Raw genomic sequence first — 23,461 nt, forward strand, 5'->3', positions numbered from 1 at the left:
GGCTATAATGGTAGGAAGATAGGAATACGAACACTGGAGGGATTAAATGATTAAGCTGCTGATCGTGGACGATCATGCCATGGTCCGGTCCGGCTTGTCCATGTTGCTGCACGGCAATCATGGCATTGAAGTAGTAGGGGAAGCCTCCGAAGGAGACGAGGCGATCGCCAAGGCGGAGGAGCTGCGTCCCCATGTGGTGCTGATGGACCTCAGCATGCCGCATGGCAAAGACGGGATGACGGCAACGACGGAGCTGAAGCAGAAGCAGCCGGATACGGCAATCCTTATTCTGACGATGCACGACGATGATGAATATTTGTTCCGGGCGATCAGCATCGGGGCTTCAGGCTATATATTGAAAAATGCGCCGCATCATGAATTGGTGTCGGCTATTCAGTGCGTTTCCGCAGGCGATGCCTATCTGTATCCAACGGCGACCAAGAGGCTGATGGGCGAATATATGAGCCGCATGAAGGACGGCTCGGATTCGTCGGAACCGTACGGCTCTTTGTCGGAGCGGGAGAAGGAGATATTAGGCTGGCTAGCCAAGGGGTATACGAACAAAGAAATCGGGGAGAGTCTCTTCATTAGCGTCAAGACGGTGGAGACGCATCGCAGCCATCTGATGGAAAAGCTAGGCCTGAAAACAAGGCCGGAGCTGATTAAGTTCGCCGCCAAGAAAGGACTGTTGAACTTTGAATAATGATCCTAGAAGGCAAAGACAAACCACGATCGGCTCGGATGTAAGCAGTCTTCTGGCCTCCTTGTCGGAGCAGCTCGGCAGTGAGGAGCTGCTGGCAAGAGCCAGAATGTCGCTGACTCAGCTGGCGGATATCCAATTCGCCCTGGATGAATCGTCGATTGTAGCGATTACGGACGCGAAGGGTGTCATTCGCTATGTGAACGATAAATTTTGCGAAATATCCAAGTACGAGCGGGAAGAGCTGACCGGACAGGACCATCGGATTATTAACTCCGGCTACCATGACAAGGATTACTTCCGCAATCTATGGAAGACGATTTCATCCGGCAGCGTCTGGCGCGGAGAGATCAAAAACAAAGCAAAGGACGGCAGCTACTATTGGGTCAATACGACGATTGTGCCTTTCCTGGACGATGAAGGCAAGCCGTATCAATTTCTAGCTATTCGCTCGGAGGTTACGGCCCTAAAGGAAGCGCAGCGAGAGCTTAAGCATCTAATGGAGAAGATTCTGCTCATTCAGGAAGAGGAGCGCAAGCGGATATCGAGAGAGCTGCATGACGGAGTGGGCCAAAGTCTGTTCTCCTTGCTCATTTCCCTGGACCGAATCATAGGCGGACAAGGGGGACAGACTGATTTGGAGAAGCTCCGAGGGGACGTATCCGCGCTGATGGAAGACGTTCGCGGGCTGGCGTGGGAGCTGCGGCCTTCTGTGCTGGACGATCTGGGCGTGAAGCCGGCAATCCGTACCTTTACGGAAAATTATACCCAGCACTTCGGGATTAAGGTCCATCTCGATATCCGTTTGTCGAGCAGGCTGGGGACGCTTAAGGAGACCGTAATCTACCGCATCATTCAGGAAGCGCTCACGAATGTTGCCAAGTATGCCGGTGTAGAAAGCGCGGAAGTCCGGGTTGAAGAGCGCGAAGACGATGTTGAGGTATGCATTCGGGATGCAGGAGCGGGCTTCATTAGAAGCGCCGGCGAAAGCGGCGTTGGTCTGTTCAGCATGGAAGAGAGGGCTGGCAGCATAGGTGGCCGGTTGTCCATAGATTCGGAGCCCGGCAAAGGCACGAAGGTATGTCTGATCGTTCCAAAACCATAATTCGACAAAAAATATCACTGTTGTGATAAAAATCACATAATTCTCCTGATGGTCCTATTATACTGAAGACATCAAGAGAAGGAGTGATCAGAGATGATGGAATTATGGAGAAAGAATCGCTGGGCAGCAGGATTGGTTACCATTGTTAGAATCGTATTAGGGTATCAATGGCTGACGTCGGGCTGGCATAAAATAACCGGTGAAGTCGCATTTAATGCCAGCGGATATCTAGGCAACGCCGTTACAAATCCCGTAATGGACAAAGCAACGGGCGAGGCGCTTTACCCAACATACAATGCCTTTATTGAGCATTTTGCACTACCGAACGTCAAGCTGATTAACCTGATTATCCCATGGGGCGAGTTTCTTGTAGGCCTTGGACTTATTCTAGGTACATTGACTGTAACAGCCGCATTCTTCGGCTTATTGATGAACTTCATGTTCATGTTCGCGGGAACGATCAGCACCAACCCGTGGCTGGCCCTTCTGGGGATAGCTGTACTCGTAGCAGGAGCAAACGCAGGACGCTTCGGCGGAGACCGTTGGGTACTGCCTTGGCTGAAAGCGAATGTCGGCAATAAACTATTCGGAAAAGTCGGCAAGCCGGATCGCGGGGTTGACGGCAAGACGCCGAATGCGTAAAGGAGAAGCAAACGATGAGAGAATGTATCTTCCACTTCAAAGTCCTTCGGGGAGGCAGCAGCAAGCTTCTCCGGGCGCTGATCATGCTGGATGGGGAGCGTCAGCCGACGATTACGGACTTCACGAACGCTTTCCAGCAGCTAGGCTACCGCGTCAAGCTGGAGAATGAGCGCGAGCTGATCTTCGCACCGACGAACGGGGAGGATTACAAGCTGGACGTGACCCGCATCGAGATCAAAGGTGAGGATAACGAGCAAATGCAGCATGACGGAGAGCTGAAAGCGATCGTCGAGCATCTGGTTCGCACGACCTGGTAATCCCAAAAAGTTGATAACGATATGCACGAGAAACAGCCGGAAGGGTTCACCGGCTGTTTTTTTGTTTTAGGCATATGTCGACGCCGAAGTCATTTATAAGAATTTTATCAATTTTATATACAAACATGAAAAATTTGTCTATTCTATAGTCGTATTCAACTTTGTTTGTCTGAAAGGGGGGACATATGGCGGTTTGGCATTTATGAGGTTCCTTGAAGAGGAGGTTATATGACAATCAGCAGTTCGTATTTATGAAAGCGTTTCACAAATGTTCACTTAAGTTTCAACTATTAGGATTTATATTAGGTTTTATGGAAAGGGAGATGGCGAATGAAGTTTTGGAGCGAAAAAATGTGGTCGGCTTTTCTTGTCACCTTTATCCGGATTTTTCTGGGCTACAACTGGCTGATGTCAGGCTGGGGCAAGCTGTCGGGTGATCAACCGTTCGATGCTTCCGGATTTCTGAACAATGCGCTTGCCAATCCCGTTATTGACAGAGCCACGGGCGAAGCACTTTATCCGGCATACTTGACCTTCTTGGAGCATGTGGCCTTACCCCAAGTGAAATTGATTAACATTTTGGTGCCATGGGGCGAGTTTTTGGTTGGACTCGGGCTTATTGTAGGAGCGTTATCGCTTACGGCTGCTTTTTTCGGTCTGCTGCTTAATTTCATGTTCATGTTCTCCGGCTCGGTCAGCAACAATCCCTGGTTTCTCCTCCTCGGCATTCTTATTATTTTGGCGGGAAGCAATACGGGACGATTCGGCGTCGACCGTTATTTGCTGCCATGGCTTAAGGATGCGGCAGGCAGACTGGCAAGAGGCCAGCGCAAGACGGAGAGAGCGGGAACGGGAATGTGACCGGACATTCGACTATGACGCTATAGGCGGATTATAATAGGCGGAAAGGAAGTGCTGCAAATGATGAGAGATCAATAGGGGGAACAATGGGATGTATCGCGTGTTTATTATCGAGGATGACGGCAAAATCGCCGCAATTCTAAAAAATAAGATGGAGCAATACGGATATGCGGCCGAGACGGCAACCGACTTTCGGGATCTTCTGCCGGAGCTGGAGTCATTCGGCCCGCAGCTCGTATTGCTGGATATTAACCTGCCGTATTTTGACGGTTATTACTGGTGCAGACAAATCCGTTCGCGCTCGAACGTGCCGATTATATTCATCTCAGCCAGAGCGGGTGAGATGGATCAAGTGATGGCGATTGAGAACGGAGGGGACGATTACATTACGAAGCCAATCCAGCTGGAGCTGCTTATGGCGAAGGTTCGCGGTGTATTGCGAAGATCCTATGGGGAATACGCCAAATCGGAGGGCCGTGAAGCCGGTGACGCTCCAGAAGGCGCTTCAATGGAGCTGAATGCGGGCGGACTTCGTCTGTTGATGAGCCGCAACGAGCTGGATTGGGACGGCAAGCGGGTCGAATTGACCAAGAACGAAGGGTTGCTTGCGGAATGCCTGATGAGAAGGCCCGGGCATATCGTTGCCCGCGAGACGCTGCTTGAGGCGCTGTGGGACGATGTTCAGTTTGTTGACGACAATACACTGACCGTCAATGTGACAAGGCTGCGCAAGAAGCTGGAGGAGCTTGGCTTGCCGAAGGCGATTGAGACGATCAGGGGCCAGGGCTATAAGCTGTCATTGGAAGGGCCGCAAACGGGTGGCTCGCGATGAATCAGGAATTTGGACGATGGACATCGGTCTTTATGTTTTTGAAGGACCGCCTGCTTAATATGCTGTGCGCACTGACGATCATCGCTTTGGCTTGCTGCTTGTATCTGCTGGAGCAATACCGTTATCCCGGCTTCATGGAGCCGGAGACGGTCTATTACTTCATCCTCCTTGCTGTATTCGTATACGGGATATGGCTCGCCGTCGATTATTTGCGGATGCGTTACTACTATAAGCAATTGCGGGAAGCGATAGACCGGTCGGATGAGCTGGGCGCGGTTACGCTGATCCAATCCGCGGCTACCGGGGAGCAGCAGCTGGCGGCACGTTTGCTGCAGGATCAGCACCGCGCTTATTTGAACGAGCTGAATCAGCATAAGCGGCAGCAGGAAATCCATAATCACTTTGTGATGCAATGGGTTCATCATATGAAGACGCCGGTATCGGTGGTCGATCTGCAGGTGCAGGAAGCGCTCAGGCAGCCTCCGGACTCCGAGCAAGAGTGGACGGAGCTGATTGGCAGCGTCAGGGAAGAGACTGAGCGACTGACGCGCGGTCTGGAGATGATGCTTTATACTGCAAGGCTGGATAAATTCGAACTGGATGTACATATTCGAAAAACGTCCATGCATGACATAATCCGAAACGCGATCAACGCTCACAAGCGTCTTTGCATTCAGTATTCGATCTTCCCGAGAGTGGAAGGCGAGGCGTGGGCGGAGACGGATGACAAGTGGATGACGTTTGTCCTGAACCAACTCATCAGCAACGCAATCAAATACAGCAAGAGCAAGCCTGGCACAAAAACCTTGCAATTTCAATTGGAGGAGCATGCGGACGGCAGCGTTCGGCTCCAGGTGACGGATGCAGGCATCGGCATCGCTTCGCATGACATCCCCCGTATCTTCGATCCGTTCTTCACAGGGGAGAATGGCCGTACGACTGGAGAGTCGACGGGTATGGGTCTGTATCTCGCCAAGCAGGTATGCAATAGACTGGGGCATACGCTTCAGGTAGAATCCGAGCTTGGCGCCGGTACGACCTTCACGATTTTATTTCAGCCCCGAGGCATTCACATTATGGAATCCTAGCGTTTCGGTGACAATATTGTAAGGTTGCAACGAATGGATTGAAAGACAAATCGATGGGTGGCAAGGCTCCCTGGAAGTATACTGTAACCATAAGATAGACAACATTGATTTCCGGGGAGGAATTGTAGCAATGAGCGTACTGAGAGCGCAAGGGTTAGGCAAAATATATAGCACAAAAGGCAATGTCGTTTATAAAGCGCTGGAAAATATCGATTTGGGGGTCGAAGCGGGCGAGTTCGTCGGCGTCATGGGACCTTCGGGCAGCGGCAAGACGACGCTGCTTAATTTGCTTGCGACGATCGACCGGCCGACATCGGGAACAATCGAGATTAACGGAGTCAATCCGACGAAGCTTAGCGACAACAAGCTGGCTCTGTTCCGCAGACGGGAGCTGGGCTTTGTATTCCAGGACTTCAACTTGCTGGACACGCTGTCCATAAAGGAAAATATTATATTGCCGCTTGTCATGGAAGGGATGGCGCCCAAGTTGATCGAGCAGAGGCTTGGACCTATCGTGGAGATGCTGCAGATTGGCGGGATACTGGAGAAGCGGACGTATGAGGTATCGGGCGGACAGAAGCAGCGCGCGGCAATAGCGAGAGCGATCATTCATCAGCCTTCGCTTGTCCTTGCGGACGAGCTGACCGGCAACCTGGATTCCAAGGCAGCCAAGGATGTCATGGACGCGCTGAAGGAAATGAACGAAAAATTCAAGGCGACCGTTTTGATGGTGACGCATGACCCGTTCTCCGCCAGCTACTGTCAGCGAATTGTGTTTATTAAGGACGGCAAGTTTTTCTCGGAGATCCGCAGAGGCTCGAACCGCCAGGCGTTCTTCCAACAAATACTGGACGCGCTGAGCGTGCTGGGAGGGAATTTCGATGACGTTCCGTTCGCTCGCGCTTAGTAATGTACGGGGGAATTGGCGTTCATATAGTGCGTTTTTCCTTAGCAGCGTATTTTCAGTCCTAATTTTCTATTTGTATGCGTCCTTCCTGAACCACCCGGATGTGGTGAGTGGACATATTCTAAGCGCGGACAAGGTGCGCGACGGCATGCAATTTTGCTTATATATCATTATCGTCTTTTCGTTCCTGTTCATCCTGTATTCCAACTCCGCGTTTCTGAAGACGAGGAAGCAGGAATTTGGCTTGTTCTCCTTGTTCGGCATGACCAAGTCTCAGCTTCGCAAGCTGGTCATCTATGAGAACATTGTCATTGCGATAATGTCTATCGCCGTTGGCATTGGACTGGGCATTCTGTTCAGCAAGCTGTTCTTCATGGCGCTGGCCGCTTTGCTGGGCATGAACGATTCGATTATGTTCGCGGTGCCGCTGAAGGCGGTATGGCTGACTGCCGGCGGATTTTTTGCCCTGTTCCTGCTGATCTCCTTCTGGACGGTTCTTCGGATGGGTCGGACGGAAATTATCGATCTGCTGAAGGCGTCGAGACAACCGAAGGGCAAGCTGGTCTACTCTCGCTGGCTTGTTGTCATTGGGGCCCTAAGCCTTGCAGTGGGTTATGGCATGGCGCTTATGATGGATAGCTATAACTTTGTCTTATTGGCGCTGCCGATTCTGATCACGGTCGTTGTTGGAACCTATTTCTTGTTCACACAACTAAGCATCGTCATCCTGCAATTCATTCAGAAGCGGCATGGCTTGTATTACAAACGGACCAATATGCTGATTTTCGCTCAGTTGGGCTACAAAATTAGAGATAACGCCCGCATTCTGTTCGTCGTATCCATCCTGAGCGCAGTTATTATGACGGCGCTGGGCACGGTATATATTATGCATGTCCAAGGCAAGCAGGATCTCGTGAACAGCTCGCCGTTCTCGATTGCCTACGTAGAGAAAGGACTTCATACGCATAATGTCATCAATCCGGACGACCTGCAGCGTATTGTGAAGGAAGGCGGCTTCTCATTCGATCACGAGGCCAAAGTAGTCGGTATCGGATTGGAGAAATATTCGATTACGTTCGATAATGACACGTCTACCTACTTAGGGAATGGACATGATGAAACGAATGAATACCAGCGCAACGCCATGATTATATCGGCTTCCGATTACAACAAGCTGGCGAAGGAGCAAGGCAAGCCGCAGATTGCCGTCGAGAGCGGCAAGCTGACGCTGCTGTACCGCAACTTTGATAAGACGCTATTCGGCAGCGGGAAGGCGACAGGTTATATTAATGGTGAGAAGCTTGAGATTCCCGTGTCCGGGTCTATCGATACAAGCGTAACGAACAATTGGATTGATTCCAATTCGCTGACGCTGGTGATGGATGACTTGGCGTTCATTAACATGATCTCGGGTATCAGCGAGGACGAACAGCTTGTGTTCTACGGGTATGAGCTGAAGAATTGGGAAAAAGCCGCTCCGATCGTAGAGAACCTGGTTAAGCTGGTTCCGGAGGACATGAATTACGAAAAGGATTTCAACCGGCCGCAAAGGTATTCGGAGCTGAATGAGACAGTTTCCTTGACGCTATTCATCGGCATGTTCATCAGCTTGCTGTTCTTTATTGCCGCGGGCAGCATGATCTACTTTAAGCTGTTCACGGAAATTCAGGAGGACCAGGCACAATTCAAAGGCCTCACTCGCATCGGCATGACCCGGAAGGAAATTCGGAGAGTCGTTGTTTCGCAAATCGCGATTATCTTCTTTATTCCATGCGTTGTCGGCATCAGCCATGCACTGTTCGCGATGCGCTCGCTCGACAACATGATGAATACATCCAATTGGTTCTATTCATTTGTCGTCATCGGTATCTATGTAGGGATGCAGACGATATACTTCCTGCTTGCCAGCAACAGCTACATGAAGAGCATGCTTCGCGGATCGGCAGCAGCGTAAGATAATTCCGCAGAACATACCCATTGAGGAATAGAAGTGAAGATGAACAAGAGAGAACCTCCCGCATCGCCGACCTCGGCTGATACGGGGGGTTCCTTTTGTTCTCTGGCTTGCAAGACATCAGTTGATGGCTGGGCCTACAAGCGATTTGATAATGCTCTTCGTGCACTCGCCGCTGCGGTAGCCCGGCTCCGTCGGGCAGGAATAGCTGATTCCTTCATGAATGTCGAGCAGGGTAAGGCGCTGACTGTGCTTGGCGCCCGTATCGATTGCGATTCGCCTTCCGTCCGTCCAGATGTCGCCCGGTACTGCCCCCAGCTTGCTGGTCGGCGTATGGCCGAACATGATGCGTCGCCATAGCCGCTTATTCCGGTTGCTTTCGTCACCGTCGATAAGCGCAGCAAGCTGCTCCAGCGGGAAGGCGAAAAATTCTTCCCGAATCTCCGTCATATCGCGGACGGACTGCTCGCGAAGAGGGATGCCAGGTCGGAGTCCGGCATGCACGAACAGAATTTCTGCTTCGATGATGCATAGAGGCAGCGAGCTGATCCATTTCACGTATTGGCGCTGTTGGCCTGGAAGCCCTCTGCGTCCCCGATATCGCTTGGACAGAGCGGCCAGCTTCAGCTCCTGGTTGCCGGGAATGGCGCTGGCCCCTTGTGAGACCAGTTCCTTCACGACATCCAGCGTCCTCCATGAAGCAGGATTGTCGGCATCGATGTAATCGCCAAGCAGCAGCAGCTGATCTCGCGCAGGATCGTATGCAGCCTCATGCAAGAGACGCATGAGGCCATCTTGATGCCCATGTATATCCGATATGGCGAGCAGCCGCTTGGCGCTTGCCATCTTGTTGTCATTGTTCACGTCAATCGACTACCTTTCGTCCTCATCCCTATAGATATAAGCGGATTGAAGGGGCAGACAGACTGCCATCCGCTCTCCTGCGGCCAGAGGGGTCTCATGAACAATATATAGCTTCTGGCCGCATTCGGTCTCGGCTACTGCACGCCATTTGGTGCCTTCGAATGAACAATGTAGAATATGGACTATTAATTGATTGTTCACTGAGTCGTCATTCGAGTTCTCCTGCATGGGGACTGGCTTCAATTCTTCCGGCCTGAACATGAGCAGGCCATCCTTGCTGCCGTGGCCGCTGTTAGTACCGGATTTAGCTGTGGGCACGATCCCTTGGAGCGTTTGGTTTCCGATTTGAATCACTGAACGATTAATCGTATGGTCGATGATCTTGCCCTTTAACGTGTTGAACGCGCCCATCAGGGAGGCGGACCATCGGCTAGCGGGCCGCTTGAAGCATTGCTCCGGTGTGTCGAGCTGATCGATTCTGCCGGCTCTCATAATGAGCAGACGGTCCGCCATAGCGAACGCCTCGTCGGGATCATGGGTAACGTGGAAGACGCTAATACCCAATTTGCGGAACAAACACGCCATCTCCGTCCGCATCTCCACGCGCAGCCGCATATCCAGGTTGGACAGCGGCTCATCGAGCAGCATCAGCTTCGGCCTCGTCGCAAGGGCTCTGGCAATGGCGACACGCTGCTGCTGTCCTCCGGAGAGCTGAGGGGGAAGGCGTTTCTCCAGCCCCTCCAGATGCAGAAGGCTCAGTAGCTCGCCCACTCTGGCGTTCATCTCTTCTTTGCCCAGCTTCATGCGCTTCAATCCGTATTCGATATTGTCCATGACGGACATATGAGGCCACAGCGCGTAGTCCTGGAACACCATATTGACGCCCCGCTTCTCAGGGGGCACAAGCGACTTGGCCGTTGCGACGATGCCGCCGCCGAGCCAGATCGTGCCGTCATCGGGCTGGGACAAGCCGGCCACAAGCTGAAGGAGCGTAGACTTGCCGCAGCCGGACGGCCCGAGCACACTAATAATTTCACCTTGCCGCATCGTTAGCGATATGCCCTTCAGCGCCTGGAAGTTGCCGTAGCTTTTGGTCACATCGGAGATGTCGAGCAGGATGTTGTTGCTGGATGCTTGTGTCATGATGATGCCTCCTTGCGGCGAAGCAGCAGCTCTATCGCCAGTATGATAAGAATGACAATGAGGGAGCTTGTCACGGTTGCCGCGGAGGCATAGCCGAAGTTCAAGTCCTCGAACGCCTTGTTGATCGCAACAGGAAGCGTCACGAATTTCGGCGGGAATAAGATCGAGCTGACTGCCAGGTCGAATATGCTTGCGCCGAAGGCCGCGAGTCCCGCCGACAGCAGCGCTCCGCGAATAAGCGGAAGCAGAATATAGCGCATGCGGTTCAGAAAGCTGTCGCCCTGGAGCTGGGCAGCGGACAGCAGGTTGCCGGGCACCTTGGCCATGGCTCCTGTCATTAGCCGGGTAATGACCGGGATCGCACCCGCGATGGCTGCCAGCACGAGAATCCACGGGGTGCCGTACAGAAGCAGCCCCAGCGGCTCCAGCCACTTTTGATTCCAGACGAAGATATAGCCGATGCCGAGCACCACGCCGGGTACGGCAAGCGTGATGATCGAGAATACCTCAATCGACCTTTTGAACTGGAAGCGCGAATAAGTCAGCACGTACGCAACGCCGAGACCGATCAGAAGTCCCAGAATCGCGGCGGCTCCAGCAATCGCAAGCGAGTGCCATAGACCGGTCAGCAGATTGCTTGCCGAGCTGAATAAGCTGCGGTAATGCTCCAAGGTTAAATTATCCGTCGTTACACCGCCGCCTTGCGTCTTCAGCAGGGAGCTGACGATGTTGGAGCCGACAGGAACTCCAATAACTAGCAGCAGAAACAGGAGGTTCAGTGCCGTCAACAAGGGTGTGAAGCGTCCAGCCGATTGCGGAACCGAGCGCGAGGCTCTTGCCGTCAAGAAGTCGTAGCGGGACCGCTTAAGCGCATAAAATTGCAGCATCATTGCCAGCCCGATCAGCGCTACCAGATAGAACGACAGCACTCCGGCCATATCGAATCGGATCGGCGAGGTATAGATGGCCGAATAGATGGAATAAGGCAGCGTGGGAAAACGATAGACAGCCGCAATGGAAGCGGGCATGCCAAAATCCCCGATGGTATCCATAAACACAAGCGCTGCGCCAGCCAGAAGGGCAGGGAGCAGCAGTGGTGCATGGATGGTACGCCATGTCGTCCATGCCGATGCGCCGCATAATCGCGCCGCTTGCGACAGTTGGTCGACCTTCCACTCTAGTGCAGCGTGTACGCTCAAATAAGCGAACGGGAATTTGCTCAGCGTCATCATAAAGATCAGCCCTGCAGGAGTGAAGATGGCATTCTTCACCCAATCCCAGCCGAACAGCTGGACAGCAATGCCTCCTCCGGATGCGAAGAGCACCCAGCCTTGCGCCAATATGAAGGACGGCGTAATGAGCAGCAGCCAGACGGAGGCGTCCAGCAGCTTTGCGGTCGGAAAGGACCAGCTGGAGCGGATGGCGGCAAGCGCCGCGCCCAGCAGTGTGCCAAGCAGCGTCGTTCCGACGCCGAGCAATAGCGAGTTCTCAAGCGACTTTTGCCATAATGGCCGGTGAAAGATTTGGAGCAGCAGCTTCCAGTCGCCGAGTTGCCAATTGCCGAAGAAAACCCCCGGCAGCAGCACTTGAATCATGACTGCCGCCAAGGGGAGCATTACGAGGACGATCAGGATGACGCTTACGCTCCATCCCAGCTTGTCCCTGCCAATCGATCGCATCGGTTATTGTACGGATTGGTCGGCGAACCATTGCTTGATCGCCGCTTCATTCTGGGATGCCCAGGAAGCGTCGGCTGCTACGAGCTTCGCATGGGCTGCGCGGTCCACTCTAGGCGTAACGCCTGTCGCCGAAGGCTGGAAGTAGCTCTCATCCCCTTTATCGACCAGCGCTTGCTGTGTAGCGGGATCGAGCAGGAATTCAATGAACGCTTTGGCGGCATTCGGATTTTTGGTATCCTTTTGAATCGCGGCTACCCGTACGGATGCAGGCGCCCCTTCCTCTGGCCAAATAATTTCGATCGGCTCGCCTTTATTGATCATGGCATATGCATTGCTTTCTTGAAGTGCAGCAATGGAAATCTCGCCGCTTGTCAGGGCGCTGACGACGTTCGGGTTTTTCGGATACACTTTGAGACCGCTCTTCATCAGTCCGCTGAAGTATTGTTGGCCATTCTCCATGCCAAGGTTGTTGAAGAACCAGGACACGTACGGATAAGCGGGAGCAGCAATTGCTGGATCAGCCATGCCGATCATGCCCTTGTACTTCGCATCGTCGAATTGTTCCCAAGAAGCGGGAGCGTCCTCCGCCTTGACTTTGTCCTTGTTGTAGACGATGACGCCGGCAGCATGAGCGCCAGTCGGGAAGTACCAGTGCTTCTCCGGCACAAAGCCCTTGGCGAAGTCGTCCAGATTGCCCAGATTGTCCGGCGTCCATTCCATCAGCTGGCCGGCTTCGCCCAGTCCGTGTATGGAAGGCATCGCATCCATCCAGAGCACATCCCAGTGCGGATTCCCCTTCTCGGCTTCGACGCGCGACATGATTTCGGCTCCATTGCCTACAACCAGCTCGACCTTATAGCCGGTAGCCGCTTCGAAGAGCGGTGCGATCATATCGTCGAAGTCGTTCAGATAGACGGTTAATGTTCCTTCATCTTGCGCAGCTGGCGTCTCGGACGGCTGGCTGCTCAGCTCCGAGGTTGCCGAAGGCGGCGTCGTGCCCGCGCCTGTATTCGCGCCCTTATTTCCATTGCCGCTGCCGCATGCGCTTAAGACGAGCGCAAGCGCCAGAATGAGCAAGAGGCTAAGCTTGCTGTTGCGGTACGTATTCATTGATTGATTCCCTCCAGAAGGTTATTGGCTTGCATCTCTAACTCTACCAACGGTTTGTCAGTTGAGCGTTAACGCGATGTCGAGTTTTTGTTAAATAACGTCTATATGTATTGATAAATATATAGATATCATCTATATTTTAGGCAGCCAAAACGGAAGAGGGGATGCAGCTTGAATATTCAACAGCTGAAGGTGTTTATCGAGATGTGCGGAGGAAGGACGCTGGCGGAGTCGGCGGACAGGCTGGGACTGAAACAGCCTACCGTCAGCTTCCATCTGCGGAAGCTGGAGGAGGAGCTTGGGGTAGAACTCTTCCGCAAGCAATCGCGAAGCCTGCATCCGAATGAGGCTGCGGCGGAGCTGCTTCCCTATGCGCGGCGAATTGTACATCTGACTGAGACGGCTAGCGGCGCCATGGCAGCTTATAGCAGCCAGAAGGGCGGAAGGCTGCGGATCGGGGCGAGCTATACGCCAGCAACCTATGTGCTGCCTCCACACTTTGCGTCATATCGGAACTTGAATCCGGATGTCTCGCTGATGCTGACGGTCAAGCAAGCAGAATCGGTGTTGACGATGCTGAGGGATTATGAGATCGATGCGGGAATTGTTTCGCTTGGCGCGCTTGAGGAGAGGGGACTGGTTATTGTGCCGCTTGTTCAAGATGAGCTGAAGCTGCTCATGTCGCCGCTTAATCCGTTGTGCGCGGCTGATCCGATAACGGTCGGCCAGATGCGGGAGGAGACCTTTTTGCTGCATGAGATTGGCTCGACCTCGCGGACGCTGTCCGATGAATGGGCAAAGGCGAATGGCCTGCAGTGGGATCAAGTGATGGAGCTGGGGGCGATTGAGACGATCAAGGAAGCGATTAAGTGTAATATGGGGATCGGCATTTTGCCAGCCCGCAGCGTCAGACGGGAGGTGGAGGCGGGAGAGCTTATCATGCGCAGTCTCCCGCACTATGAGAATAAGCGGAATATTTGCCTTGCTTACCGGGATGAGGAGCAGCTTTCGGGCGCGGTGCGTTCCTTTATCGCGTTCATCAGACAATCTTTGAAACAGGAGCACGCAAACTGAAGCTGCGTCATGTCATCATTTCATTTTCGTCACCCAGAATCCCGCAATAACCATGACAAGTCCGACGTAGGTGTTCCATTTCGGCACTTCCTTCATGAAGAAGAAGCCCAGTACGACACATACGACGATCTCGACACCTTTGGACAAGGTGAGAGCAAAGGTCAAATTGCCGAATACGTGATGTGTGAATTTGACTCCGTAGCCGATCATCAGATTGGCGGCAAAAAATAGCGGGATTAGCTTGGTCTGGTACCAGACCGTCGTCCAGAAGGCTGGGTCGATGTGCTTGCTCTGGTAGGCGAATACGCCATTGACCGCAAATAATCCGACAAGTAGTAAAGCAAGAGCGTAAATGAGCAGCATGTCAGCCTCCGCTTCGTCATATTGTAGCTTGCTGGACTTATGTTTCCCTAGGGAAAGTTTTTTAACCGTCAACAACTGATAGACCGAAGGGAGCTTTTGTGCTGGAAGGAATTATTAACGGAACCATTCTACAACACTGATCATGCTGAGAAGGCCCAGCAAAAACGCAAAGGTCGCCGATCGCTCATAGCCATGCCCGTGCGTCTCGGGAATCAGCTCCTTGTATACGATAAAAAGCATGGCGCCAGCGGCAAAAGCAAGGCCATACGGCACAAGCGATGCTGCAATGCTGGCCAAATGATAGCCGAGAAAGGCGGCAGCCATCTCGATTAATCCCGTCAATGACGCGACAAGCACCGCGATGCGCCGACTCACGCGCTGATTGACGAGAAACAAGGCGACCAGGAAGCCTTCGGGCGCATTCTGCAGCCCGATTGACAGTGAGACGATGACGCCGAGATTGTCGCTATCGCTGGCGAAGCTTGCTCCCACCGACAACCCCTCCGGCACGTTATGGAGTGCCATCGCCATCACAAGCGTCAGCGATTCCCGCGGCAGCGCGACGCCTCCCCTCTCATGATGAAGGTCCACATGCGGTACGAATTGCTCCAGCAGGCTAAGCAGCAGCGCACCCATCAGCACGCTGAAGAACAGCACATATAGATTAGTCAGCTTCAGCGATGCGGGAATAAGCCCATACGTGGAGGCAGCGACCATAACTCCGGCTGTATAAGCCAGCAAGATATCCATTCGTCTATGGGAGATTCGGCGGAACAGCAAGACCGGGATAGCGCCGATGCCGGTAGTGAGGGCGCATAGCACCATTCCCATTACATGACTGCTCATGAACCCCATCCTCCTTTTTTGCCCCGATAAGATCCACTCGAATCCATTCCATCATTAAGCTATATGTACAAGCCCGCTTGAAAAGAAGTCCAAAAAAAGGTTGACAAATTGCCCTGTGTCTACTATTTTGTATGTAACCATTAGTTTTGCCTTAGGGAAAAACTTTTGTCGTTAAACACATTTTGTTGCCTTGGCAAACTAGCCGGGCGGAATCAGGAGGAGAGAGGAAAGTGAGAAACGGATTGCTCGGAAAAAAGAGAGGATGGACAGCCGTCCTGCTTGTATTGTCATTATCATTGTTGTTGGCCGCATGTAGTGAGAAAGGGGAGAAGTCTGACAAAAGCGAGAACGGCAAGATCAATATCGTCACGACCATTGCGCAGATCGCCGAGCCGCTGTCTGTTATCGGGGGCGACAAGGTAGAGGTACATAGCTTAATGGGACCGGGTGTCGATCCCCATCTGTATACGGCGACACAAGGTGATATCGCTACGCTGGAGAATGGCGACATGATTTTTTACAGCGGGCTGCATCTGGAGTCCAATATGCTGAAGGTATTCGAGGAGATCGGCAAAAACAGGCCCGTCCTTGCGATTGGCGAAGTGATCCCGGAGGAGAAGCTGCTGAAGGACGAAGGCGGAGCGATTGATCCGCATATCTGGTTCGATATCGACCTGTGGAAGCAAGCGCTGTCGGCTGCTGCAGATGAGCTGAAGCAGGCGTTTCCGGACGATGCGGATTACTTCGAGGGCAACCGGAAGAGCTACTTCGAGAAGCTGGACGCTTTGAAGGCGGAAGCCGTGCAGAAGGTTAGCCAAATCCCGCAGGACAAACGGATTCTAGTCACCGCCCATGATGCATTCGGTTACTTCGGCCGCTTGCTGGGGATTCAAGTTGTCGGCTTGCAGGGTCTTAGCACGGAGGATGAGATCGGGCTGTCGGATATCGATGATACAATCGCCACGCTGGTTGAGCATAATGTTCCCGCCGTTTTTATCGAGAGCAGCATCAATCCGGCCTCCATCAATGCCGTTATCGAAGGGGCGAAGAAGCAGGGGCTGAGTGTGTTGCTGGGCGGTGAGCTGTTCTCCGATGCGATGGGCGAAGCGGGAACCAAGGAAGGCACTTACCTCGGCATGTACGCTCATAACGTAGATACGATAAGCAGAGCGCTTAGCGGAGAGGAGCAATAATAGGATGAATGTCTTAAGCGTAAGCGGCCTATCCGCTTCCTACAGAAAAAACAAAGTGCTGAATGATGTTCGGTTCGATGTGCAGCCGGGAACGCTGACGAGCATTGTCGGGCCGAACGGAGCGGGCAAATCGACGCTGTTGAAGGTGATGCTGGATCTGCATCCGCGTCTGTCCGGCTCGGTTCAATTTTTCGGAACAGAATACAGTAAGGCTAAATCCAGAATCGGCTACGTTCCGCAACGGGGCTCCGTCGATTGGGATTTCCCGACGAATGCGCTGGATGTGGTCATGATGGGCCTTTACGGCAAGATCGGCTGGCTCAAGTGGCCGAAGCGCATGCATCGCGATCTGGCTATGGGCGCGCTGGACGAGATGGGCATGACCGCATTCGCAGACCGCCAGATCAGCCAATTGTCGGGCGGGCAGCAGCAGCGGGTATTCCTGGCGCGGGCGCTCGTGCAGGATGCGGATCTGTATTTCCTCGACGAGCCGCTTGCCGGGGTTGACGCCGCTACCGAGCGGGCTATTATGGATACGCTGAAGGTACTCAAGAACAAAGGAAGAACGGTTTTGGTCGTCCATCATGACTTGCAGACGGTAGAGGATTACTTCGACCAGGTGCTGATGCTGAATCGAAGCGTCGTGGCGCATGGACCGACGGCGGAGACCTTCACAAGGGAAAATATATTCCGCACTTATGGCGGAACGCTCAGATGGATGGGGGAGAAGCTGGGATGAGTTTGGCACTGTCGCATAATGCCCAGTGGGTGCTCTTCAGCACTCTGATACTAGGAATGGCAGCGGGCGTGATGGGATGCTTCGCCTATTGGAAGCGGCAAAGCCTCATGAGCGACGCCTTGTCCCATGCCGCGCTGCCGGGCGTCATTATCGGATTTATGATCGCAGGAAGCAAGAGCCTGCCCCTTATGATCGCAGGAGCGGCGGCAAGCGCTCTGCTGGGGGCGCTGCTAATCCAGTGGATTCGCTCGTCCAGCCGGGTGAAGGAGGATGCCGCGATGGGGATGATCCTGTCCGTCTTCTTCGGTCTTGGCATTATGCTGCTGACCTTCGTGAACCGTATGGGCGGCGGAAGTCAAAGCGGTCTCGACAGCTTCATCTTCGGCCAGGCTGCTTCGATGGTTCGCAAGGATGTTTTCACCATGTCAGGGGTCGCGCTGCTCGTTGTCTTTATCTCAATTATCGCATTTAAGGAATGGAAGCTCTATCTGTTCGATCCGCAGTTCGCCAAGGGGCTCGGACTCTCCAGCCGCTGGATGAGCAGCATCTACATGACGGTGCTTGTGCTTGTCATCGTGATCGGCATTCAGGCGGTAGGCGTTATTCTAATGGCGGCGCTGCTTATCATACCGGCGGTGAGCGCCAGATATTGGACCAACTCCTTCCTGTGGATGGTCGTGTTGTCGGGTATCTTTGGCGGAGCGTCCGGGATGGCGGGAACCTTGATCAGCACCTTCGGCAAAGGCTGGCCGACAGGTCCGTTTATAGTCATTGCAGCATCCACGTTCTTCATCGTCTCACTTGCTTTCGGCGCGCGCAAAGGGATGCTTGTCCTGTTCTTGCAGCAATATGCGCAGAAGAAATCGCTAGCGCGGGCAGTGTCTGCACAGCGGGTGCTGGAGAGGGGTGAAGCGAGATGAGCTATGCAGGCTGGATTTTGTTGACGGCATCGCTTGTGGGTCTATCATGCGGCATCATTGGCGTATTGCTTATCTTGCGAAGAATGGCCATGATGGCCGATGCGATCAGCCATACCGTGCTGCTTGGCATCGTCGTTGCGTATTTGGTGACAAGGGAGCTTAGCGGCGTGCATATGCTCATCGGGGCGATCGCCGCGGGATTGCTCACGTCGATGCTGGTGCAGTGGTTCCATGCCAGAGGCGTGCAGCAGGAGGCGTCCATCGGCGTTGTGTTCACTACGCTGTTCGCGATTGGCGTCGTGCTTATTGCGACCAAGGTCGGCAACGCTCATCTGGATGTGAAGCATACCTTGATGGGAGAGATTACGTTTATCCCTTGGGAGAGGATCGAGCTGCCTTGGATCGGTTCCATTCCGGAAGCCGTCTTTATTTTGTCCATTGTGCTGATTGTTGTACTAGTCGCTGTACTCGTTTTCTACAAAGAGTGGAAGATTACGTCCTTCGACCCGGCGCTCGCTGCCAGTCTGGGATTGCCGGTTGTGCTGATGCATTATGTTTTTATGTCGCTTGTATCCGTAACGACGGTTGCGGCCTTCGATGCGGTCGGCGCGATTATGGTCGTGGCGATGCTGATTACACCGGCTGCGGCAGCATACTTATGGACAGACCGGCTGCTGGTCATGTTCGCGCTTAGCGGCTCGTTCGGCGTATTGTCTGCCGCAGCCGGGTATTACGTAGCGGCATGGCTCGACACCTCGATATCGGGTTCGATGGCTTTTGCGACGGGCATCGTCTTTATGATCAGCTTTATTGGATCGCCTCGCCATGGCCTTGCGTCGCGCTGGTTCCGGCCTCGTGCTGCCGGCGGCGTAGTGGAGGGATGACCCTGACGCCGGTAATGGAGGAGGATCATCTGAAGCAAATCTACGTGCTGTCGAGATCGACAGGATGCGTAAGGGTGTCGGATGTGGCGGCAGCGCTGTCCGTCCATCTGTCCACCGTATCCAAGATGGCGCTGAAGCTGCGGGAATGCGGCTACGTAATCTATGAGAAATATGGACAGATTGCGTCTACCTATGCCGGATTAAGGATGGGCAAGCAGCTTCTCGGCAAACATCGAACGCTGGTCAGCTTGCTGCGGCATGCGGGTGTCCCGGAAGCGCAAGCATGCAAGGAAGCGGAGCGGCTGGAGCATTATATCAGTTGGGAGTCAGCCTCCAGGCTGGAGGCGCTGCTCGGGATGCTGGAGGAGAACGCAGCGCAGGACGCGCCCAGGAAGCAGGAGAACGGCTATGCCGGAAAGCTTGATCGCGCAAGATAATGCAAAGGAAGCCTCTATCCCTGCTTTAAGCAGCGGGTATGAGGCTTCTTTGCATGTCTAAGTTGTTAGGCATTTCATGACCGGCGGGCTTTGGTTTCAGATGAGGCGGTTGACAGAAGCGAGGATTACCGCAGCTGCTACAGCTTCACAAAAAATCGGACCATCGCTTTAATCATATGCTCCCGTCCAATTGGCCCCCAGGGGTCCCATTCTCTGCTGTCGGGATAATAAACTCTGTTCTCCCTGACCGCTCTCAGCTGCTGCCAGCGGGGATCGGCATTGAACTGATGGATGACCGGCTCTTCACTCCAGATGACAAGGAGCTGCTCCGGGTCCCACTCCACCAACTGGTCGAAAGCGTCATCCAAATACGTGCCGTGGCTGATCCGCTCTTCCGCCTGGAATTGAAGTCTTCCATAGAACAGATCCGTCAAAGCATGCTCTTTCACGCCATATATGCGACAGTTGTCCGGAAGCAGCCGAATGATTGTCCACTTGCCTTGCTTCGTGACCGGCTCCAGCTTGCGGCGCGCTTCCTGTTCCAGCACAGACATGGCGCGGATCGCGCGTTCCGCCTCCGCCATGCGGTCAACCCGGCTGGCGATTGCGCGGAAGTAATGCTCCCAGCTGGTGGAATGGTCGATCAGAATCGCGCTGCCTTCTTCGCCCCAATGCTTGTCGCTCAGATCATGCCTAAGCTTGGTCCTTAAGATGAGGTCCGGCCCGAGCGGCACGACATCGCTGGAACGGATCGGATTCTCAGCGTTAAGGGGAACTGTGCCTGTTAGCCGTTCATGCAGATAGCTTGGAAATCCTGATGGAGTCAAGTGATAGGTCGGAAAGCTCGGAGCAGCAATTGGCAGAATGCCAAGCGCCAGCAAATGGTCCTGCAGCGCGTGACTGCTCACCACCGCGATCTTGCGGTCACGGCGCTTCAGGTAGATGGACGGAGAGATGCCCTCCGTCTTCTTGAAGACACGGCTGAAGTAGAGCTCATCCTGATAGCCGACGCTGACAGCGATATCGCGCAGCGATGCCTGCTTGTCGGTCATCAGCTCCTTCGCCTTCAGCATGCGCAGCTTCGTCAGATAGCTGCCGGGAGACAGGCCGGTCAGCTTCTTGAACGCCCGGCAATAGGAGCTTGGCGTCATTCCCGCCAGTCTTGGCAGCTCGCTGATCTGGAGCGGCTTGGACAGTCGCCGTTCCATATAATCGATTGTCGTCTGGATCGAATCGGTGCCTGCGCGCGACGGAGCATGCTGATGGGCATGCAGATGCAGAAGCAGCTCATACAGAGCAAGCTGCTTGCGCATATCGCCGATGGCGCCGAATTCGTTCAGCGCCTGTCGAAGATTGGAGAGAAGCGACTCCGTCTGAGCCGAGGCGGCACGGTAGGAGCAATTATCCCCGTGGACGAGCTCATAGCCGCCTGGCGTCAGCCGATCCTCATCAAGCTGGGCGGCCGCATAATGGACAAGGCTGAGCTTTAGGCTGCCGCCAGGGTCGGCCATTAGCTCGAAGCTGATGTCGCCGGGCCGGGCGAAGAAGAAGGAGCCTTCGCGCAGCGGACAGGAGCGGCCGTTGCTCAGAAACAGCATGCCGGCACCGCTTTGCACAATGCCGATCAGGCCGTGTTCAGCATGCTGAGGCTCGGTGCGGAAACCTTCTTTATAATGAAAAGTAGCAATTTGAAGCGGATAGCAAGAGAAATAAGAACGGGGATTCATGGCACGGCAGTCCTTTGCTATTAGAAGTACGATAATAGGCGCAGAAGTATAATTTGATATTGATAATTATTATCACTCACAATTTTAGCAATATATTGGTTATGGGGCAATAGCTAATCTGACGAGCGGTATGTGGCGCGAATGGGTGTAGTGAAATTTTTGTCCATACGAATCGGGCAATATCGTGTATGGGAAACAAAAAACGGGCTAGGTACAATAGTTAATGAAAATGATTATCATTCACATGGGGTTTGGAGGTTGTGGAACGATTCGCTACATAATGCTCATGATGTTGGTTGTCTTCCTCTTGACTGGCTGCGGCGCCGGTGCTTCGGATACGAAGAAGGAGCCGGGCACGATCGCCGCCGATGACGGCGCGCAGACCGATAGCAAGCAGGATCGACTGGCCCTTATAGAGGCCGCCCAGATAGACGATGTGCCGTCTGCGGCGGAGGAATTGTCCAGCTTGATCAAGACGTTCAAATCGGCGGTAGAGTCCGATGACCGCGACGAAGCCGTTCGGCAGGCTGAACGCATGGCGGCGCTTTGGAAGTCGCTTGGCGAGAAAGCGGGCAGCGCGCAGCCGGAGAAGCTTCAGCAGATCGCGTCGGATCTGGGTGGCGTGCTGGAGGCAGTCCATGCTACCGAATGGGACAAGACGCGGCTTATTGATCTGGACTATTCTCTGTACCAAGGCTTTCGCGATGTGAAGCCCGCTTTGACAAATGAATTCATAGGTTAGGAGATTGTGAAGAAAATGATGAGAAAAAAAATGTTATCTCTGCTATTAGCGGTGGCGCTTGTTGTGGGTCTCGTACCGGCTACAGCCGCAGTTGCCGCAGGCAAAACCGTCAATGTAACAATCGACGGCAAGAAGCAATCCTATAGCGTAAATCCCCGTATTGAAAACGGCCGCACGCTTGTCCCTTACCGCGCAATCGCGGAAGCGCTGGGCGGAACGGTCAGCTATGACGCGAAGAGCAAAAAAGCAACGATCAAAAAAAGCGGCCAAACGATCGAGCTGACGCAAGGCAGCAAGTCGGCTCGCATTAACGGCTCTGCTGTAACGCTGGATACCGCTCCGCTGAACGTAAGCGGAACGCTGCTCGTGCCGCTTCGCTTCGTAGGCGAATCGCTGGGCGTATGGGTAACCTGGAACGGGCCTTCTTCCACAGCTGTACTGGAGACGAAGCGTACCTTCAAGCATGAGCTCGGCAGCACGACGCTGAACGGTGTTCCAAAACGTGTCGTTGTCCTATTCAACGGCGGTGTCGATATCTCTGTCCTGCTTAAAGTGAAGCCGGTAGGCGCAGTTGAATCCTACATCCAGCAACCCTTCTACGAATATATTCGTTCGGGCCTGATCGGCACAAAAACACTGGGCGACGAAACACAACCGAACGTCGAAGCTATCGTTGGTCTCAAACCGGATGTTATTATCGCAACAAAAGACCGTCACGAAGGCATCTACAAGCAGCTTAGCAAAATCGCTCCGACCATTGTGACGAAGGATCTGGCTGATTGGCAAGACAACCTGCAAGTGATGTCCAAAGTATTGAATAAAGAGGATATTGCCCATTCATTCCTGGAGGATTGGAAGGTGCAGGTTGCCGATTTCAAACGCAAGCTCCCTTCGAAAGAAAAAGGCGCGGCGATCTCCATTATCCGGGTGAACCCGAACGGTACGGCACGTGCCTATAATACGGGCTTTGCGTACAAGATCTTCAAGGAGCTGGGCTTCTCCACACCGAAGGCGCAGCTGGCGACAGGCGAAGAAATCATTCCTGTAGCATCTACGGAACAAATCAGCTTGCTCGACGGCGACTATATCTTCGACTTCACAACAGACTGGGATGGCGACGGTGCTATTCTCCAGCATCAGAAAACATGGACCAGCAGCGCGCTGTGGAAAAACCTGAATGCCGTTAAAAACGACAAGTACTACAAAGTCAACTCTGTAACGTGGAATCTGTCCGGCGGTGCACTAGCGGCTAAGCTGATGCTGGATGATCTCTACTTCTACTTCGGACTGGAATAATAGCTACTATGACATAAGCAAGGCCAATGAAAGAATGG

24 protein-coding genes are annotated in these 23,461 nt (G+C 53.5%); 17 read left to right on the forward strand and 7 right to left on the reverse strand.

What is annotated here, in order from left to right; translation table 11 throughout:
- Positions 1-46 precede the first annotated feature (46 nt).
- From D3P07_RS13310 to D3P07_RS13350, 9 genes are all read left to right on the forward strand, one after another.
- Positions 47-703 carry a response regulator transcription factor gene (locus tag D3P07_RS13310; protein WP_119800682.1) on the forward strand — a complete coding sequence of 219 codons (657 nt, stop codon included), beginning with the start codon at positions 47-49 and terminating at the stop codon, positions 701-703.
- A complete protein-coding gene (locus D3P07_RS13315; RefSeq protein WP_397334579.1) occupies positions 696-1,805 on the forward strand; it encodes a PAS domain-containing sensor histidine kinase in 1,110 nt (369 codons plus the stop codon). The genes D3P07_RS13310 and D3P07_RS13315 overlap by 8 nt, the downstream gene beginning before the upstream one ends.
- Before the next feature lie 93 nt (positions 1,806-1,898).
- Positions 1,899-2,447: a DoxX family protein gene (locus D3P07_RS13320; protein ID WP_119800683.1), complete on the forward strand. Its 549-nt coding sequence runs from the start codon at positions 1,899-1,901 to the stop codon at positions 2,445-2,447.
- A gap of 14 nt (positions 2,448-2,461) precedes the next feature.
- Entirely contained in the window at positions 2,462-2,764 is a 303-nt protein-coding gene (locus D3P07_RS13325; protein WP_119800684.1) for a hypothetical protein, read from the forward strand.
- A 330-nt stretch (positions 2,765-3,094) separates the two neighbouring features.
- Positions 3,095-3,625, forward strand: a complete 531-nt coding sequence (locus D3P07_RS13330) for a DoxX family membrane protein (protein WP_119800685.1) — start codon at positions 3,095-3,097, stop codon at positions 3,623-3,625.
- Between the two features lie 91 nt (positions 3,626-3,716).
- Entirely contained in the window at positions 3,717-4,457 is a 741-nt protein-coding gene (locus tag D3P07_RS13335; protein ID WP_119800686.1) for a response regulator transcription factor, read from the forward strand.
- Positions 4,454-5,545 carry a sensor histidine kinase gene (locus D3P07_RS13340; RefSeq protein ID WP_119800687.1) on the forward strand — a complete coding sequence of 364 codons (1,092 nt, stop codon included), beginning with the start codon at positions 4,454-4,456 and terminating at the stop codon, positions 5,543-5,545. Before D3P07_RS13335 ends, D3P07_RS13340 begins: the two co-directional genes overlap by 4 nt.
- Positions 5,546-5,675: 130 nt before the next feature.
- Positions 5,676-6,452 carry an ABC transporter ATP-binding protein gene (locus D3P07_RS13345; protein WP_119800688.1) on the forward strand — a complete coding sequence of 259 codons (777 nt, stop codon included), beginning with the start codon at positions 5,676-5,678 and terminating at the stop codon, positions 6,450-6,452.
- Positions 6,427-8,406 (forward strand): ABC transporter permease, encoded by a 1,980-nt coding sequence (locus tag D3P07_RS13350; RefSeq protein WP_119800689.1) that lies wholly within the window; start codon positions 6,427-6,429, stop codon positions 8,404-8,406. Before D3P07_RS13345 ends, D3P07_RS13350 begins: the two co-directional genes overlap by 26 nt.
- A gap of 120 nt (positions 8,407-8,526) precedes the next feature.
- Here D3P07_RS13350 and D3P07_RS13355 read toward each other — a convergent pair whose 3' ends face one another.
- The 4 genes from D3P07_RS13355 to D3P07_RS13370 form a co-directional block, all read right to left on the reverse strand.
- Positions 8,527-9,270, reverse strand: a complete 744-nt coding sequence (locus D3P07_RS13355; protein WP_119800690.1) for a metallophosphoesterase — start codon at positions 9,268-9,270, stop codon at positions 8,527-8,529.
- Between the two features lie 9 nt (positions 9,271-9,279).
- Positions 9,280-10,413 carry an ABC transporter ATP-binding protein gene (locus D3P07_RS13360; protein WP_119800691.1) on the reverse strand — a complete coding sequence of 378 codons (1,134 nt, stop codon included), beginning with the start codon at positions 10,411-10,413 and terminating at the stop codon, positions 9,280-9,282.
- A complete protein-coding gene (locus D3P07_RS13365; RefSeq protein WP_259391481.1) occupies positions 10,410-12,008 on the reverse strand; it encodes an ABC transporter permease in 1,599 nt (532 codons plus the stop codon). Before D3P07_RS13365 ends, D3P07_RS13360 begins: the two co-directional genes overlap by 4 nt.
- Positions 12,009-12,095: 87 nt before the next feature.
- Positions 12,096-13,202, reverse strand: a complete 1,107-nt coding sequence (locus tag D3P07_RS13370; RefSeq protein WP_119800693.1) for an extracellular solute-binding protein — start codon at positions 13,200-13,202, stop codon at positions 12,096-12,098.
- 171 nt (positions 13,203-13,373) lie between these two features.
- On the opposite strand from D3P07_RS13370, the gene D3P07_RS13375 reads away from it, so the two are divergent.
- The gene (locus D3P07_RS13375; protein ID WP_119800694.1) at positions 13,374-14,276 is read left to right on the forward strand and encodes a LysR family transcriptional regulator; all 903 of its coding nucleotides are present in this window, start codon (positions 13,374-13,376) and stop codon (positions 14,274-14,276) included.
- 15 nt (positions 14,277-14,291) lie between these two features.
- Here D3P07_RS13375 and D3P07_RS13380 read toward each other — a convergent pair whose 3' ends face one another.
- Both D3P07_RS13380 and D3P07_RS13385 read right to left on the reverse strand, forming a co-directional pair.
- A complete protein-coding gene (locus tag D3P07_RS13380; protein ID WP_119800695.1) occupies positions 14,292-14,639 on the reverse strand; it encodes a hypothetical protein in 348 nt (115 codons plus the stop codon).
- A 114-nt stretch (positions 14,640-14,753) separates the two neighbouring features.
- On the reverse strand, positions 14,754-15,485 hold the full coding sequence (locus tag D3P07_RS13385; RefSeq protein ID WP_119800696.1) for a ZIP family metal transporter: 732 nt from the start codon (positions 15,483-15,485) through the stop codon (positions 14,754-14,756).
- Positions 15,486-15,715: 230 nt separating this feature from the next.
- On the opposite strand from D3P07_RS13385, the gene D3P07_RS13390 reads away from it, so the two are divergent.
- Genes D3P07_RS13390 through D3P07_RS13410 form a run of 5 tightly spaced genes read left to right on the forward strand, consistent with a single transcriptional unit; the run spans position 15,716 to position 19,658 of the window.
- Positions 15,716-16,678: a metal ABC transporter solute-binding protein, Zn/Mn family gene (locus D3P07_RS13390; protein ID WP_259391482.1), complete on the forward strand. Its 963-nt coding sequence runs from the start codon at positions 15,716-15,718 to the stop codon at positions 16,676-16,678.
- Between the two features lie 4 nt (positions 16,679-16,682).
- Positions 16,683-17,417: a metal ABC transporter ATP-binding protein gene (locus D3P07_RS13395; protein WP_119800697.1), complete on the forward strand. Its 735-nt coding sequence runs from the start codon at positions 16,683-16,685 to the stop codon at positions 17,415-17,417.
- Positions 17,414-18,337, forward strand: a complete 924-nt coding sequence (locus D3P07_RS13400; RefSeq protein WP_119800698.1) for a metal ABC transporter permease — start codon at positions 17,414-17,416, stop codon at positions 18,335-18,337. The genes D3P07_RS13395 and D3P07_RS13400 overlap by 4 nt, the downstream gene beginning before the upstream one ends.
- Entirely contained in the window at positions 18,334-19,221 is an 888-nt protein-coding gene (locus tag D3P07_RS13405; protein WP_119800699.1) for a metal ABC transporter permease, read from the forward strand. The genes D3P07_RS13400 and D3P07_RS13405 overlap by 4 nt, the downstream gene beginning before the upstream one ends.
- The gene (locus D3P07_RS13410; RefSeq protein ID WP_119800700.1) at positions 19,218-19,658 is read left to right on the forward strand and encodes a metal-dependent transcriptional regulator; all 441 of its coding nucleotides are present in this window, start codon (positions 19,218-19,220) and stop codon (positions 19,656-19,658) included. Before D3P07_RS13405 ends, D3P07_RS13410 begins: the two co-directional genes overlap by 4 nt.
- A 137-nt stretch (positions 19,659-19,795) precedes the next feature.
- Here the strand turns inward: D3P07_RS13410 and D3P07_RS13415 are convergent, their stop codons facing one another.
- Positions 19,796-21,385: a helix-turn-helix domain-containing protein gene (locus tag D3P07_RS13415; protein WP_119800701.1), complete on the reverse strand. Its 1,590-nt coding sequence runs from the start codon at positions 21,383-21,385 to the stop codon at positions 19,796-19,798.
- A gap of 223 nt (positions 21,386-21,608) precedes the next feature.
- On the opposite strand from D3P07_RS13415, the gene D3P07_RS13420 reads away from it, so the two are divergent.
- Together D3P07_RS13420 and D3P07_RS13425 are read left to right on the forward strand one after the other, a co-directional pair.
- Entirely contained in the window at positions 21,609-22,127 is a 519-nt protein-coding gene (locus D3P07_RS13420; RefSeq protein ID WP_147384513.1) for a hypothetical protein, read from the forward strand.
- 15 nt (positions 22,128-22,142) lie between these two features.
- A complete protein-coding gene (locus D3P07_RS13425) occupies positions 22,143-23,423 on the forward strand; it encodes a stalk domain-containing protein (protein ID WP_119800703.1) in 1,281 nt (426 codons plus the stop codon).
- Positions 23,424-23,461: the final 38 nt, after the last annotated feature.

The organism is Paenibacillus sp. 1011MAR3C5 (assembly GCF_003591485.1).
Taxonomy (GTDB): Bacteria; Bacillota; Bacilli; order Paenibacillales; family Paenibacillaceae; genus Pristimantibacillus.